Origin of the sequence: Niastella sp., from assembly GCF_045805085.1 — a bacterium.
Lineage (GTDB): Bacteria > Bacteroidota > Bacteroidia > Chitinophagales > Chitinophagaceae > Niastella.
This window is the reverse complement of record NZ_JBJMLX010000368.1, coordinates 1-16,408: the sequence shown is the minus strand read 5'-3', so window position 1 is coordinate 16,408 and position 16,408 is coordinate 1. Positions and strand designations below refer to the sequence as shown.

Annotated in this window: 11 protein-coding genes; 5 read left to right on the top strand and 6 right to left on the bottom strand. The window is 47.0% G+C overall.

Annotated features, from left to right (window positions below):
• The first annotated feature begins 95 nt into the window (after positions 1-95).
• From ACJ751_RS18965 to ACJ751_RS18945, 5 genes are all read left to right on the top strand, one after another.
• Entirely contained in the window at positions 96-1,565 is a 1,470-nt protein-coding gene (locus ACJ751_RS18965; RefSeq protein ID WP_407747091.1) for a hypothetical protein, read from the top strand.
• A gap of 202 nt (positions 1,566-1,767) precedes the next feature.
• A complete protein-coding gene (locus tag ACJ751_RS18960) occupies positions 1,768-5,202 on the top strand; it encodes a SusC/RagA family TonB-linked outer membrane protein (RefSeq protein ID WP_407747090.1) in 3,435 nt (1,144 codons plus the stop codon).
• A gap of 321 nt (positions 5,203-5,523) precedes the next feature.
• Complete coding sequence (locus tag ACJ751_RS18955; RefSeq protein ID WP_407747089.1) at positions 5,524-6,993, top strand: RagB/SusD family nutrient uptake outer membrane protein; 1,470 nt, start codon at positions 5,524-5,526, stop codon at positions 6,991-6,993.
• Between the two features lie 2 nt (positions 6,994-6,995).
• Positions 6,996-8,369 carry a substrate import-associated zinc metallohydrolase lipoprotein gene (locus tag ACJ751_RS18950; protein ID WP_407747088.1) on the top strand — a complete coding sequence of 458 codons (1,374 nt, stop codon included), beginning with the start codon at positions 6,996-6,998 and terminating at the stop codon, positions 8,367-8,369.
• A gap of 12 nt (positions 8,370-8,381) precedes the next feature.
• Positions 8,382-9,698 (top strand): DUF4302 domain-containing protein, encoded by a 1,317-nt coding sequence (locus tag ACJ751_RS18945; RefSeq protein ID WP_407747087.1) that lies wholly within the window; start codon positions 8,382-8,384, stop codon positions 9,696-9,698.
• 224 nt (positions 9,699-9,922) lie between these two features.
• Here the strand turns inward: ACJ751_RS18945 and ACJ751_RS18940 are convergent, their stop codons facing one another.
• The 6 genes from ACJ751_RS18940 to ACJ751_RS18915 form a co-directional block, all read right to left on the bottom strand.
• Positions 9,923-10,768: a S1 RNA-binding domain-containing protein gene (locus ACJ751_RS18940; protein ID WP_407747086.1), complete on the bottom strand. Its 846-nt coding sequence runs from the start codon at positions 10,766-10,768 to the stop codon at positions 9,923-9,925.
• 179 nt (positions 10,769-10,947) lie between these two features.
• Complete coding sequence (locus ACJ751_RS18935) at positions 10,948-12,321, bottom strand: S41 family peptidase (RefSeq protein WP_407747085.1); 1,374 nt, start codon at positions 12,319-12,321, stop codon at positions 10,948-10,950.
• A gap of 255 nt (positions 12,322-12,576) precedes the next feature.
• Positions 12,577-13,701: a redoxin domain-containing protein gene (locus tag ACJ751_RS18930; protein ID WP_407747084.1), complete on the bottom strand. Its 1,125-nt coding sequence runs from the start codon at positions 13,699-13,701 to the stop codon at positions 12,577-12,579.
• A 26-nt stretch (positions 13,702-13,727) separates the two neighbouring features.
• On the bottom strand, positions 13,728-15,149 hold the full coding sequence (locus tag ACJ751_RS18925; protein WP_407747083.1) for a PKD-like family lipoprotein: 1,422 nt from the start codon (positions 15,147-15,149) through the stop codon (positions 13,728-13,730).
• A 23-nt stretch (positions 15,150-15,172) separates the two neighbouring features.
• Positions 15,173-15,991 (bottom strand): DUF4843 domain-containing protein, encoded by an 819-nt coding sequence (locus ACJ751_RS18920; protein ID WP_407747082.1) that lies wholly within the window; start codon positions 15,989-15,991, stop codon positions 15,173-15,175.
• A gap of 15 nt (positions 15,992-16,006) precedes the next feature.
• Positions 16,007-16,408, bottom strand: a 402-nt coding sequence (locus ACJ751_RS18915) for a RagB/SusD family nutrient uptake outer membrane protein (RefSeq protein WP_407747081.1), incomplete at its 5' end; no start/stop codon positions are given.

The following is a 16,408-nucleotide window of genomic DNA, read 5'->3' as shown; positions in this document are numbered from 1 at the left end:
CCCGTTTTTTTAAAAGAACTTCCCGCCGGCTAACATTTTTTTAATGCAACAGATACCCCCGTTAGGTTGTCTTGTAAGGGCGTCAACCTCATATCATGAAAAAGCACCTTATCACTCTTCCATACAAACCCGTTATTGCCGCACTCATATTCAGTTTTACCATTATAAGCTGTAAGAAGAACCATGATTCCGTTGCGGAAAAGCCTTTACAGGTTGAAGAAACAGCCATTGCCGGCAATGCGGCCCAACCCGTGATAACCATAGCGGCCAACGCTACCGTTCCACCCACAAAAACCAAATACAATTTTGTCTTCGATTGGGAACAGGCCCAATACATGCCTGTTGCGCCCGGCCAGCCGGCCGTACCAGTTCCCTGGAGCAACCAGGTAACCAGGAATTACGACCCCGGTCTGCGTTATGACTTTAAAAAAAGTGATGGCTGGGAACTGGTGTACAACAGCTTTTCAGACTCGCTGAATAGCGCCAATCGCTTCTTTATATTATACAATAAATTCAGGGGTGTAATCCGGTATTACACCTATAACGAAATGGAAAGCAACCCTTCCGTAACCAATTTCCGTTCACTGATCAACGGAATTGGCGTATATGGCGTAGCGGCAGGTTCAACCCATATACTCAATTTTGCCGACCAGCTGATCGTTGATATGAACACCAAATCGGTGAATGCTTCCCTTATTGAACCCTGGCCCATTATCCAAAACGCCTGGTATCTTTCCCAGTTTGAAATAGCGTACGACCCTAACATGGCCAATTTCAACTGGCAACAATTTCAACTTGGCTGGATCTTTAATTTTGCCCGGATAATGGAATTATCGCTCAACAGCAAACCTGCCGGCAACAAAATGCTCTTCCTGCAAAAACCCGGTTTGAACTTTAATGATCTTTCCGCCCGCGGCGTAGCCATCGGCAGCAACATGCAGGCACATGTGAAATCAGCGGGCGGGCTCGATGAATTATCCGGTATCTTCTCCGGTTCTGTTATCAGTAACCTGAAACAAACACTCTTCGACAGCGCTGCCGGCAATAAACTCAATGCTACCCTGGTACCGCAGCTGGGCATAGCTGATTGCAAGCTCGACGTTCCCGCTTTAATACGGCTCGATTACAACCTGGTAGGTTATATACCAGGACTTACCCTGGCGCTGCCGGGACTTGATAACACGCAGGTAATTGGCTTTGCACCTGTATTCAATGAACCCCTGGGTATTTTTTACCTGGGCGCTCCTCCCATTATACAACATACAAAAGTGGGTGGCCCTTTGTCTGAACAATACACACTTGATATAGCTTCAATTGAATATATTATAAATCCCTTCATTCAAAACTATGCAGCGGTACGCAACTTTCATCAGGAGATCGTTGCCGTAGCCGGTAATGAAACTTCCAACCTCACCGAAGCGAAGCTGTACCAGGGCCAGCAGCTAAAAGCATCAGCACCCCTGACCATCCTGGGCGTAAGGGTTTCCTTTGAGGTATTACCTAAAAGTGGTACTGCACCCATCAGGATCATTAAAACTTTTAAAGCGGACCTCCGTAACAGTTAATTTACGGGCGGAAAGGAATAATTTTCGTTTTTTTGCATCTTTGCAGGCAGAACCTGTCCTTAACCGCAGCGCACAGCAGTCACAATAATTTCAGGGCACTTACCATGTCCGGGGGATGAATAACACCATTCCCTGGCCGAAGGCATTATGGCTTAACGTTATCACACTTGGTAAACCTTAAAAAACCTAACAAGCACACAGTATGACTATTACTGCTTATGAGGGCGTCCGTTCCCGGTATGGGCGGCTCCCGGCGAAAGCATTGCTATGGATGACATTGATCTTTTTACTAACGTCGATCGTCTCCCTTCCGGCCATGGCCAACGACAATATTTCAGTAACCGGGGTGGTGAAAAGCGCTGCCGGCGCTCCCCTTCCCGGGGTATCTGTACTAATTAAAGGCACTACCAACGGCACTACTACCGATAACGAAGGCCGGTTTGAACTGAAAGGTGTACCCGAAAAAGCCACCCTGGTATTTAGTATTATCGGCTATGCATCGAAGCAGGTAAAACTGAACGCTGCTACCCCCGTGATGAGCATAGTACTGCAGGAAACAGACAGCCAGTTACAGGAAGTAGTGGTAACGGGTTATCAGAATGTAGATAGAAAATTGTTTACCGGCGCTTCCGCCAAAGTGAACGCCGCAGCTGCCGAACGCGATGGTATACCCGATGTTAGCCGTATGCTCGAAGGGCAGGTGGCCGGGGTATCTATCCAGAATGTATCGAACACATTTGGTGCAGCGCCTAAAATACACGTACGCGGCGCTACGTCTCTTTCGGGCGAGAACAAACCGCTTTGGGTGGTGGATGGCATTATCCTGGAAGAGGTGGTAAACATCAGCAACGAAGCGCTTTCCACCGGCGACGCCAGTACGCTCATGGGTTCTTCTGTTGCCGGCATCAACCCCGACGATATTGAATCCTTCACCATTTTGAAAGACGCCGCAGCCACCGCCATGTACGGGGCACGCGCCATGAATGGCGTAATTGTCGTGAATACGAAAAGAGGAAAGAACACCAACGGAACGCCGCAGATCAATTACAGCGGCAGCTTTACCACTTACGGAAAGCCTTCGTACAATCAATTCGACATCATGAATTCTGCCGACCAGCTTTCAGTGCTGCTGGAACTGGAGAACAAAGGCTATTATAACCACAGCTCTATTTCGCGCGCAAAAGACGGTGGCATCTTTTACAAAATGTACAACGAGCTATACAATTACGATCCATCAACCGATTCTTACGCACTCAAAAATACGCTGCAGGACAGGTTAAATTTCCTGGAACGCTATGCAAAAGCAAACACCGACTGGTTCGATGTATTGTTTAAAAACTCGCTGTTACAGGAACATTCCCTCAGCATGACCTCGGGTTCGCCCAACTCCCAAACCTATTTCTCCACCTCCATGATGAAGGACAATGGCTGGACGCGTGGCGACAACGTAAGCCGATATACGGCGAAGTTTCGCAACAGCTTTAGAATGAACGACCGGTTCAGGGGAGATGTTATGGTGAACGGCTCCGTGCGCGACCAGCGTACACCCGGCACCTTAAATCGGGACCCTGACCCGGTGCATGGCGCCAATACCCGGGCCTTCGATCTTAACCCTTTCTCCTATGCGCTGAACACCAGCCGGCTGATGACGCCTTACGATGCTGATGGCAACCGCGAATATTTTGTAAGGAATTATGCGCCCTTCAATATTTTAAATGAACTGGAGACGAATTACCTTCAGCTGAAATCGCTCGATCTGCAGGTGCAAATGGGTCTTAAATACAAGATCATTCCACAACTGGAATATTCTATCGACGGCTCCTACCGCTACGTAAACAATACACAGCAGCACTATATAAAAGAAGGCTCCAACATGGTGGAAGCGTTCCGCGCCAATTACGACGCCACCATCGCGGCCAATAATATCAACCTGTATAAAGATCCCGGCAATCCCAACTCGCTGCCGCAAGTGGTATTGCCCGAAGGCGGTTTCTTTAATACCACGCTCAATAACCTACGCAGTTTATATTTCCGCCAGAACCTTGAATACAACAACACCTTCCGCAATAAACACCTGGTGAACTTTTTCGGCTCCATGGAATTGCGCAGCATCGATCGCCAGAACTCCGACTATGAAGGCATCGGTTATCAATATGAGAATGGCGGCCTGGTAAATCCCAATTACCGCTTCTTCAAAAAAATGATCGAAGGCGGTGATCCTTATTTTAGCATGTCGTACGGGAAAGACCGGTTTGCCGCCTTCATGGGAAGGGCCGCTTATTCCTTCGACAACAAATACAGCGTGAATGTGACGGGCCGTTACGATGGCAGCAACAAAATGGGCCAATCAACAACAGCCCGCTGGCTGCCCACCTGGAACGTATCGGGCGCCTGGCACCTTGATCAGGAGAAATTCTTTGCCGGCAAACTCACCAACATAATTTCCGCCGCTACCCTGCGCGGCACTTATGGTATGACTGCCAGCATTGGTGATGCGCATAATGCAGCCGCACTGTACTATAATGGCATCACTATTCGTCCGGCTGATGCCGACAAAGAATCGGGTATTTACATCAATAGCCTCGAGAACAGGGAGCTTACCTGGGAAAAAATGTATGAGCTGAATATTGGTACCGATCTGTTGCTGTTCAACAAGATCGACCTTACTATGGACTGGTACCGCCGTAGATCTTTTGACCTCATCGGCCCCATCAATACATCGGGCATTGGCGGACAATATGTAAAAACAGCCAACTATGCCGACATGGCCGCCCATGGTTTTGAATTCACTATCGGTGGCAGTCCGGTTAAAATGCCCAATAAGGGGTTTAGCTGGCGTACGCAATTGAATGTAAGCTTTAATAAAAACGAGATCACCAACCTGCGGGTGAACCCCAGCGTTTGGTCGAACGTACAACCGGAAGGCGGCATGCGGTTAGGACATGCCCAACGCGGGTTGTATTCCGTTCCCTTTGCCGGTCTAGACCACGACTACGGTTACCCGTTGTTTACTGACCAGGAGGGCAAACCCTCCGCCAGCTATATTCGTTTGCAGGATGAAGACAAAGATTATCTCGTTTATCACGGCCCGGTAGACCCTTCCATTACCGGTGGGTTCTATAACAATTTTTCCTGGAAAGGATTTTCATTGTCCGCACTGGTCACTTTTTCTGCCGGCAACTATGTACGGCCGCAATTGAATTTTGCCGCTTCTTATTCCGATATGTATACCCTCAGCAACCGGCTGAACGACCGATGGCTGATGCCGGGTGATGAAGCCCGCACCAACATCCCTTCTTTATTAGGAGTGTACCATGTTAATAATGGCGTGGTGAACAATGATGGTACGGTTATAAACGGACAGTATCCTTACAATGCTTATAACTATAGCACGCAAGCGGTAGCCAAAGGTGATTTCATTCGCCTGAAAAGAGTGTCGCTCGATTATGAATTGCCGGCCAAATGGCTGAAACCAGCGAAGATCCGGAATGCGCATTTGTCGCTCGTGGGCAACAACCTTGCCTTGTTGTACTCCGACAAGAATTTGTTTGGCGCCGATCCGGAGTTTATTAATAGTGGTGGAGTGGCGATGCCTCTGGCTAAGCAATATACTTTGGCGGTGAAGTTAGGCTTTTGATCATGAAGCGGCGAGGCAGACGGCAGAAGGCAGAAGGCAGAAATGCCCCGTCGCGGCAAAGGGCCCGCCTACGCCAAGGTTTGCGCCTCCGCTAAAGCTTCAGCGACACGCGGACGGCGGGCGAGGAAGACGGCCCTCCTTCGCTAAAGCTTCGGCGGGCGAGGCAGAAAAGCTCCTTCGCGGTAAAGGGCCTCGCTTGCGCTCGGCCTCTACCAATAAGCATCTGTGGAACTAGCCCCCCTCCTACCGGAGGGGGGTTGGGGGGAGGCCCTCAGCAACCAGCAACCGTAAAACTGTAATTGTAACTTGAACTTTAAATAAATGAAGCAACTACTAACATATATTTCTCTTTACACGCTACTGCTTTCAATAGTTAGCTGCAAAAAATACCTGAACGAAAACCCTGACAACCGGGCGGAAATAAATACGATGGACCAGGTAGCGAAACTGTTGGTGACGGCTTATCCCGACAGGACCTATCTTTTTAATGAAACGGCTGCTGATAATTCGGAAGACAGAACGACTATTGCGTCTAAAGAAGGGCAGCCTTTTACGGATCTGTATTTCTGGCGCGACCCGGAAGGAACCGGTGATTGCACCCCGGCCGAATACTGGCTCTCGTGTTATAAGGCCATCGCTTCGGCCAACCATGCGCTCGATGCCATTGAAAAAAACAATTTCGGCGATAAGGTGCTACCCTATAAAGGCGAAGCGCTGATTGCCCGCGCCTATGTGCACCACATGCTGGTCATGCATTTTGCAGATCCTTATGTACCCGGCGGCGCCAATGCTGGCCTGGGTATCCCCTACGTTGATAAACCCGAAACCGTGGTTTTTCAACCCTACGACCGGGGCACCGTACAAAGCGTGTATGACAGAATTGAACAGGACCTCACCGATGGCATGAAGCTGTTGAAACCAGGCTCCTGGGACGTGCCTAAATTTCATTTTAACCCACAGGCCGCCCATGCATTTGCCGCCCGCTTTTACCTGTTTAAAGGAGACTGGGATAAAGTGATAGAACAGGTAAGCGCCATACTGCCTGAAAACAATTTTTACGATAACCTGCACCAATATGGCGGCAACCTATGGTCGTTGAGTTCAGATGAAATTGTAGCCGAGAATACAAAAGCTGAACGGCCCTTTAACCTGTTGCTGGCAAATACGCAGTCCATTTATCAACGCAAGGAAGGTGCCGGCGGTAACCGGTATGGCTTTGGCGAAAAAGTAAAAAACGAAAGTACGGGCACTACGGTATTTGGCCTTCCTTTCCGCATCAACCTCCGCAACTATGGCGAACCCAATTATACCCCGGGTAAATACCTGGAATATTTTTACTACACCAATGTGGCCCAGGGAACCGGTCTGCCTTATATCATGATGCCCCTGTTCACCGTTGACGAAGCATTGATGAACCGGGCGGAAGCCTATATTCAAAAAGCAAATTATCCCCTGGCCATTGCCGACCTGAACGAGCTGGCCCGCGCAAGGATCCATGACTATAACCCGGTTAACAATGGACTTACCATTGCCAAAGCAAAAACCTTTACCGGTAAAACGGATGATAAACAGGCCCTGTTGGCAGCTTTGCTCGATACTAAAAAACGCGCGTTTATCCTGGAAGGTATTCGCTGGATGGACATTCTTCGCAACAACCTAACGGTAAAACACAACCAGATAGACGACCATGGTACTGAAACCTTTACCGAACTGCCACCCGGCGACCCGAGAAGAGTGTTTCAACTACCCAAGGATGTTACTACTTCAGGCGTACCTTTAAATCCCAGATAACAATGACACTAAAAAATATATTACATACAGGTTTGTGCGGGCTGCTGCTCATGAGCGTGGCCTCCTGCAGAAAATCTTCTGCCCTCGATGTAGATATGTCGAAATACATAGTAGACAATCCTGCAACTACTGACCTGGATAACTGGATCACCGATAATTTAACCAACCCGTATAACATTCAACTGCAATACCGCTACGAGCGGGACCTGCTAGGCGATGTTGGTAAAGATGTATCGCCGGTTAAGCTGGATAAAGTGCAACCCACGGCCCAGGCCATCATCAACATCTTTTTGAAAACCTATGAAAAGGTGGCGGGTGTGGCGTTCATTAAAACCTATACCCCCAAACAATTTGTGTTGTTCGGTTCACCGGCTTACAATACTGACGGCTCCCTTACCCTGGGTTCAGCCGATGGCGGCCGCCGTGTGATCTTGTATGATCTCAACAACCTTGACTTTACCAATCCGGCACAGGTAAGCACTAAAATGCTGACCATTCACCACGAGTTCACCCACATCCTTAACCAGTCGATCGCCATCCCACCGGATTTTCTACTGGTAACAAAAGGCGATTATATGGTTGACTGGACAAACGGCACGAATACCGAAGCTGTTGCCAAAAGTCTGGGGTTTGTTTCAAGGTATGCGAGACAGGATTACAACGAAGATTTTGCGGAAACAGTAGCCGCGTTGCTTATAAAGGGCCAGTTATGGTTTGATAGTTATGCGAAAGCGGCCGGCGCCGATGGACAAACAAAATTGAAGAAGAAGGAAGCCCTGGTGGTGGATTACTTTAAACAGTATTTCAACATCAACTTTCGTGAACTGCAATATGAAGTAGGCAACGTGCTGCGCCTTACCTATAACGATAAAACCAGGGGCTTTATGTACGCCTGGCAAAACAACCTGCTGGCCAAACCGCTGGTAGTGGATTTCAACCAACCGCATTATGCCCGGTTTGGCCAGTCGGCCAAATTTCAAACGGTATGGAACAACGTAAAAGCAGGACTTGCTACCGCTGGCTATACGCTGGTTTCTTTTAACGTGGTATTTGTATCGCCCACAGTAATACAAATGCAACACACGCTCGTTAATGCCGCTGGCGTGGGTGTGGCCTGGTACGATTATAACATTGCTATTAACGCCAATGATGACATCACCTTCACCAAATTTGATAACGGCAGCAATGCCTCAGGATATGCAAACGGCAGGACCGCATTGCCTTTCTTTACCCCACTGAACAATTACCTGGCCACCAAACTGTTTAAAGCCGATTGGTTCCCGGCAACAGCAACAGACGGCGGTAGCAATTACCTGAAGTTTGCCGGGTTTTATGTGAGCAACGAGCCGGACAATTATTTCTATGGTAAATTCTAAATGAAACCGATCATGAAACAACTGCTATATATACTTGCTGTTTTATTGCTTGTCACCGGCTGCAAAAAGGATGACACAAAACTCTTCGACGAAACGCCGGAGGAAAGAATGTCGGCCCGGATAAATGAACTCAACAACGCGTTGAACAGTGCTGAAAACGGCTGGAGGGCCTACCTCACCACCTCTGCTAAAGGTGGCTATGGGTTCTATATGGATTTCAAACCATCACAATCCATTACGATGGTGGCCGACCTCGACAGTGAATCCGCCACAAAGCCCAATACCTCTACCTATCGCATAAAATGGGTGATGAACGCCACCCTTATCTTCGATACGTATAATTATATCTCCAAATTGCAGGACCCTAACCCTGCCACCTATGGGGGCAATGCCGGTTCAGGTTTGCAAAGCGATGTGGAATTTGAATACCAGCGCATCAATGGCGACAGCATTATTTTGCGCGGCTTTAAGTACAAGAACGACCTGGTGCTGATAAAAGCAACTGCCGAACAAAAGAACCGTTACCTGAGCGCCGCCTACAAAGCCAACATAGATGCCTTCAATAATTACTTTGTTGGAAAAACATACAACTACCTTACCCTGCCCGGACTCAACAACAAGGTTCAGTTGCTGTTCGACAATTCGAACAAAATAATCACCATCCAGTATTCCGACAATAACGGCAATGTGGTAAAGGTGACAGGCAAATTCAATTATGAGGATGTGGGCATCAATATCATCGAAGGCATAGTGGTGAACGGGGTAACGTTTGTAAAAGCAGCCATGGAGAACGGCGACTTTGTATTATATGCCGCAGACGGCACTAAATACGTGTTGCATCAAAACAGCGTACCCATTTTGCTTATGCAGAACCTGTTTGCGTATAATGGCCTGTACAAGGAGTTGTATATCCCACCAAACCCGCCTGCAGGTATTAACTCCGGTTTCAACGCTGTGTACCAGGCCTGCCAAACTAAATTGGCACAAATGAACCCGAAACGTTCGCTAATAGACATCCGGTTTGTACTGGCCAGTTCCAATACCGTTCAGCTTATTACACGCAACGGCCCGGCCAATACATCGCCATTCACCGCCACTGCTACTTATTCGTACACGTACGTCAATGGAATAATAACCCTGAGCAACCCCAGCTACGATGGTAACTGGACCCAACGTTCTGTAGAGTATGCAGCCCTGCAGAATTATTTCGCCAACGATGCAGTTTTTAAAGTAGATTATGTTAGCACCAATATTCCCAATCTTCCCCTGATAGGGGGATTGTATAAGATATCTGATAATACTTCTTTCTTCTACGGGGTCTTAAGATAAGGCCTCCCCCCCAGCCCCCTCCGGTGGAGGGGGAGCTGGCGGACTCGCAACCAATTCCTATACTCTGGCTGGCAAGACTGGGTGCCGAGTTTTCAGCCCCACCCGAAAATAGTCGGCTTTTGCCGTTTCACGTTTGCCGTTTCACGATTGCTCTCCCGGTTCACCAAAATAAAAAAGGGTACATCCTGTTTGATATACCCTTTGTAATATTTTCAAGCATTTCTTTACTCTTCCACCAACTTAATACCTGTTTGCGTAAAAATGATCTTTTTGTTTTTGTACAAATTGCCCGTTGTCATTTTGAAGGTCTTCTTGCTCATTCCAAAAAAAGAATAGATCTCTTCGGGGTCCGATTTATCGTGGTAAGGCAGGTATCCATCGTTTTCTTTCAGTAACCGCATTATTTTGCCGGCTTCATCTTCTACCCGCTGGTAACCCATTTTGCCGGAACCAACATCTATGAGGTTATTTTCCCTTATGTTTTTGATATACCCTTTTATTTTATCACCAACCTGTATTTCGTGAAAGATATCATTGTGGTGTAATACCCCGGTGTGGAGGTTGTTGATGATCACTACATAGCCGATATCGGTACGACGGTATACCACCAGGTCAACAGGGTCCTGCTCTTTTACAGTAAGCACCTCATTACTTAAAAAACGTTCGATCTTTTCGGTGGCGGCTACCCGGCCGGTCATTTCATCCAGATAGATCTTTACCAGGTAATGACCGCCTACCCGCATCCCCATCAACTGTTGTGATTTGGCCACAAACAGGTCTTTCATCAGGCCCCAATCCATAAAAGCGCCCAGTTTGGTTACTGATACTACGGGCAGGTTTACAATATCGCCTACCACGCCCAACGGTTTTTGGGTGGTGGCAATCAGGCGGTCTTCCGAATCGTGATATACAAATACTTTCACATCATCCCCCACCTTCAACCCGGGCGGTATAAACCGTTTGGGCAGCAACACCACGTCTTTATCTTCTCCCAGGTACATGCCGAAATCGAATGCCCGGGCGACTTTTAAGGTGTTGAACTCTCCTACTTTTATATTACTGGTTGCCATTTACTGTGTTACTTTTTGCAAAGAACGGCAAAAGAAGGCAAAGGGCAAAAGGCCCTCCTTCGCTAAAGCTTCGGCGGGCGAGGCAGAAAGCCCCTTCGCGGCCAGAAAGAACATGTCAATTGGCCAACAGGTCAACTGGTTAACTCGTCAACTGGTCAACTGGTCAACTGGTCAACTTTCTACATTTTTATAAGCAATTCATTCAACCAGTTGTTGGAATTCAGGTCGAGCGGAATATCCGGTCGTATACCCACATTATCGATGCCCAGCCCTGCATCGATCCTTCTTGAACGCGTGGTGGGATAATGCAATTCAAAATCGGGGCTGAAAAAATCTTTCACCACTACATTCGAGTAGTCAAGCACACCTTTTGAAGGCTCCCCTGCCATCACTACTTTTGAACTTTGTTTGCCAACCAGCAAAAACTCTTCTGTGGTGCTGCCACAGCCGTGATTGATAACAATTGCCACCTTCGCCGGCATGGGCCATACTGCCGGTAATGTATCTGTATTATCTGAGGCAAAATTGACAGCCGTCCGCGCCTTTCCCCGGCCTATATCCAGCAGCTGCGTCAGGTGATCGAGTTCCTTTTTAGGAATTTCAGTCCGGTATTTATCAATAGCTTTTTCCCAGGCAGTAATATTATCGGGTGTCAGCAACAGATCAACACCTGTATGCTTTACCGGATTGGTATAAATGATGGGTTGTAAAAATGACATGGAACGATCGCCGCCACCGCCATTCCACCTGAGGTCAATCACCAGCTTCGGCATAGACTGAATGTTTGCCAGATTGGCCCGGATCACAGAATCTATGTGCTTTGCTTCAAAAAGATCAAAAGTCCTGATGCGGATATAACCAGTAGAGTCATTCAGCTTTTTATAGAATGTATTCAGGTGTTGTTCTTCTTCAAACAAAGGTTTAACCGGCTCCTGTTGTTCACGCACGCCATTTTTGAACCAGCCCTCCGAGGCCAGCCCCTTTTGCCAATCACCCTGCATCGTGGAAATATAGGCGCTATGATTGCGAAGATACCAGATCCCCTTAAACTGATCTTCCCCGGCATCAAACAGTTCAAACTTGACCTGCCCTGGCTTCCAGGTGGGCGCCCGTGACTCCAATATCACGCCCACATAGGAACGTAACCCCTTTTTACTTTTAAGCACCCCTACTTTATATACCGAGTCGGCAGTATAATAGATACCTTCCGGAAGAGATTGTTCAACCAATCGGATCGTTTCTACTGTATCGGGAGGAGGTATCCTGATAGAAACATGGTTGTCTTTAAAATAATCGAGCCAGTGATCAATAACAAAGAAACAGTCAGCATTTGAGCGGACGCGTTTGGCCCAGGCATATGCCTGGCGGGTATATGCCAGGTAAGCGGCCCTGGTGGCGGGTGTTACTTTATCGGTATACCCGGCGTAATTCCGCTCGAAATAACTTTTTACACTATCAAATACTTTGACACCATTCACCGGCTGACAAATACCGGAAATACTACCTATTAAAAAGAAGGTAGTTAAAATGGACAGGCTAAAAATTTTATTCATCTGGCAATGGTAAGGCGCCAAATTAATAAATATTATTTACAGCATCCTCCACACCCATCATAAAAAAAAGCGCCCCGAAAAATTCGGGACGCCTTTGAGCAGACTTTCAAGTCAGTGATAAAGATGAATGGTGGATTCAAGCACTCATCCATTAATAAATCAGGCGGTCATGAATTGGACATCGGATGTATGCTCCCACTGACTGGCCACCATTCACTGTTCTATTGGGCTTTTCATGTTGTTGTTAGTAAAAGGCTAGTTGGTTTTTCCAAAAAGCGATTCCAACTTTTGGTTCAGGGTCTCGCCGCGTAAACCGGTGGCAACGATCTTACCGGTGGGATCAAGCAGGAAGCTGGCAGGCACCGCACGGATACCATACAATACGGCAACTTCATTGCTCCAACCCTTCAGGTCAGAAACCTGGGTCCAGGGCAGTGCATCATGCTCAACCGCTTTTAACCAGGGCTCTTTTTCTTTATCGAGTGACACACTAAGTATATCGAATCCTTTGCTGTTGTACATTTTATATTGCTTCAACAGGTTGGGGTTCTCAGCACGGCAGGGTCCGCACCAGCTGGCCCAGAACTCGATCAATACATACTTGCCTTTATAGTCGGCCAGTTTAACCTGTTTGCCATCGGGTGTACTTTGTGTAAACTCCTGGGCAGGTTTTCCTTCTTCTACCTTGCTTAACAGATCGATACGGGCTGCGATCTCTTTGCCGATGCTGGCAGCTTTGATAGCGGGTTCCAGTTTATCGTACATTTTAATGCTGGCGGCCAGGGTATTGGTGCTGGTATAGCCCAGTAATTCCTTGGCGCCTACATAGCTTTTTGGATGTTCGCCAACATAGGCAATGCGGGCTTTGAATTCCCAGTTATACTGGCTGTCGGCTTTTGCCTGCAGTATTTTTGCCGTTACGCTGTCACCGGCCTGTTTCGCATCATAAGCCTTTTGAAAAAGCGCGATGGTTCTTTTGCGGTTGTCCATCAGCTTTTGATTGAACACCTCAAACTCCTGCGTAGCGCCTTTACCGGTTACTTTGGTATTGTACATGCTGTCTACATCGGCTACTATCGCGATCGGTGTATTTTCAACAAACAGGTCGATCTTTACTTTAAAGGTCTTTGTAAAAATAAAACCGGGAACGGGTTCCTCTACATGTCCTTTAAAAGAAAAGCTGCCATTGGTAACTTTTGCCGTATCGGTTTTGGAAGAGCCCATGGTGCCGTAGTTCAGGTATACAATACTATCGGTCATATGCGCCACCTTTGCGGTGATCACAAATTGGGGCGCTTTCTTCTGTGCTGCAGCAGGGCTGGCTATCAACAGCAAGGCTATAGCTTTCAGCAAAAATGGTTTCAGTGAGGTCTTGTTCATCTATTGTTTTTATTAGAATTAATTGATTATTGTTTAACAGTTATATCAACAGGTGATCCAGGTATACCGGTATACTTTTTAAGAACATCTCCATTTTTACCGGTGCTGATATCAAGGAAGTATACAGTGCCATCAACGCCGGCCATCAACGTATTTTCATCATTGCTCAATTTGATCATAGTTACAGCTTTGCCGCCAAAATCGGTGGTCAGCGGAGTGAAGCTCTGGTTCGTTGGATTGTAGCGATAGATCTTATCACCCGAGGTAAAGTAAAATACTTCTTTCTTTGAACCGGTCCATTTGGTGGTGGGGGTGATCAGCCCTGGTTGTGCAAATGGCCGTTTATAATCCGGACTCAGTTGTATAAATCCCATATACGCGATGAGAAATCTCAATTCATATAAAGTACCATCGGCGGCTTTACCAAAAGCATAACAGGGACCATCATTGATCTGCTGAAAATGTATCAGATCGAGCGCAATATTCTTGGGATCAAATGCTGTAGTATTCGTTACCTGGTAATTAGCGCCGCTAAATGCCAGGGACCCGAAATTGGTGAACGCCGCAAATTGTTTGTTTTTCATATCATAGCCCACACCGTAAGGGATAACATTGTTAAAAGCTACCCGCCTGTAAAACTGGTAATCCCCAATGGGCGCCGTTCCAAAATAACCATACACATCACTATACCAATAGGTTTGCCAGGAACCCATGTACAATTTACCATTGACAACGCCTCGCAGTACCCCATTCTCTGAAGTTTCGAGGTAACCAGGCGTTGCAGCGGCCGGCTTGTCAAAGAAGTTCTCGCGCAGGGTTTTCACCTGTAACAGGGTATTGGTGTTCACTTGCATGCCGCCCTCATTAGACCCGGTAAAAGTGGCCCAGTATCCCAGAGTAGGTACTGGTGTAACCTGTTGCTTAATAAGATCAATTACCTGTAAAGGTCCTCCGGGCAGGTCGGCCCCATTTAATGTCTGGTAAATGCGGGGCATTACGGTATTGTCCGGCTTCACAAAACTAAGCTGGGAAGTATTTCCTTCCTGGCTCAACACCAAGGCGCCTTTTGTAAACTGTGTTACACCCTGTATTTGAAAATCCATGAAATATTTCATTCCATTTGAACTATCAGTAATAGTCAAACGTGCGGGATATGTATCGATCGGCAGGGAGAAGTAGAATTTTAGCGGGTAACCTGAGATCGTTGTATCCCGCGTTTCCTGTGGGATGCCGATCCGCATGGAAAAGCCAAACTTCGCTTTGGGATCAGTACTCATTACAGTTGGTTTTATAATCAGGGTATCGCCAACAAATGCATAATATATCGAATCGAAGTTCGTTACCTGCGGTTTCACTACCTCATGATAATCGTAGTTGCCTTTATCTTTATAACAGGCCAGCTGTAGCAGCGCAAAGGCCGTAAGCATGACCAACAATAATCGTTTCATTAAAATATTTTTAAGCAGTTAACCTATAACACGTCATTACCATTCTCATCAACAAAATAGAACGAGTTAGTAGTGCCTTTTCTCCTGTACAGGAACTTTTTCTCCGGTTCAGCAGGATTATAAAAATCATAATTGCCATCCGGTCTTGGGTACAGGTCATATCCTTTACCGGGATTATTGGCTATCCATGTTTTAGGAGTCGACAATAAGACATTAAGCTTATCAGTATAGTATAACCATATGGGTATATCATACTGCCCGGTGGGAACGTCGTCTGTAGTTGCTGACAGTCTGAACAGCAAATGTTTCACGATTGTATAGCCGCTCCCTCCTAACGGGCACTTATCCCACCACTTGGGTCTTTCGAGCCTGTTAGAAAAAACAATACGTGCAGTAAGCTGCTGCTTGAAATCGGTTTGAAGCCGGCCGGTAGAAACCAGTTGAATGGTCAGTGAAAACGAGCGCTGGAGCATCAGTGTATCGGTATTATAAAGGATCACCGGGAACCACGACGGACCTGCATTCGCGGGCAACACGTACTGTTCTTTCAAAGGCTGGTAGTGTTTGTTCACCTGGGCAGTGCTGGCCGAGTCAATTACTTTAACAGAAAAGGTCATGGCACTATCGACCCGGTTGCCTGAAATACGAACAGGCACCCATACCGTATCACTTCGCATTTCGGGGTGCTTGGCAAAAGTGTATAACAAACTGTCTTTATAGCCATAAGGTTCCAGGTTGAAATATATATTTTCGGTGGAACCGGTAAAAGTTGGTATTGTTTCTTTTTTGCAGGCAGCCATCCCTACAACAGCCGCCATTAAAATGATCATAATTTTATTCATAACTAGTGCGGTTGTTTAACGTTGACCAAATTCAATTTCGTTAACAGGCAGCGGCATCACAAAAACCTGGTCGCCGGGTGGAATATTACTACTACCTAACAGGGCTACAATAGTCCGATTCAACCTTTTGTACATATAGAATAGCTGCCCCTCTGCATACATTTCCTTCCGGGCATCCTTTACCAGTTCATTCAATAACTCTTCTTTATTATTTGCCGTTACATCGGTTCCCATTCCACGACTGGCCCTCACAATGTTGAGGTACGACAGCCCTTTTGCCGGATCAGCATCGTACGAACACTCTGAAGCGATATAATACATTTCACTAAGTCTCAAGGCCGGCAGCACCTGGTAATGCCGGTTCTTTTCGATATCCCGTTTGTATTTAAGGATTTCATAATTATTACCCACCAGATT

Coding starts and splice junctions, on each gene's coding strand:
- ACJ751_RS18965 (WP_407747091.1), top strand. CDS start 96: ATGAAAAAGCACCTTATCACTCTTCCATACAAACCCGTTATTGCCGCA.
- ACJ751_RS18960 (WP_407747090.1), top strand. CDS start 1,768: ATGACTATTACTGCTTATGAGGGCGTCCGTTCCCGGTATGGGCGGCTC.
- ACJ751_RS18955 (WP_407747089.1), top strand. CDS start 5,524: ATGAAGCAACTACTAACATATATTTCTCTTTACACGCTACTGCTTTCA.
- ACJ751_RS18950 (WP_407747088.1), top strand. CDS start 6,996: ATGACACTAAAAAATATATTACATACAGGTTTGTGCGGGCTGCTGCTC.
- ACJ751_RS18945 (WP_407747087.1), top strand. CDS start 8,382: ATGAAACAACTGCTATATATACTTGCTGTTTTATTGCTTGTCACCGGC.
- ACJ751_RS18940 (WP_407747086.1), bottom strand. CDS start 10,768: ATGGCAACCAGTAATATAAAAGTAGGAGAGTTCAACACCTTAAAAGTC.
- ACJ751_RS18935 (WP_407747085.1), bottom strand. CDS start 12,321: ATGAATAAAATTTTTAGCCTGTCCATTTTAACTACCTTCTTTTTAATA.
- ACJ751_RS18930 (WP_407747084.1), bottom strand. CDS start 13,701: ATGAACAAGACCTCACTGAAACCATTTTTGCTGAAAGCTATAGCCTTG.
- ACJ751_RS18925 (WP_407747083.1), bottom strand. CDS start 15,149: ATGAAACGATTATTGTTGGTCATGCTTACGGCCTTTGCGCTGCTACAG.
- ACJ751_RS18920 (WP_407747082.1), bottom strand. CDS start 15,991: ATGAATAAAATTATGATCATTTTAATGGCGGCTGTTGTAGGGATGGCT.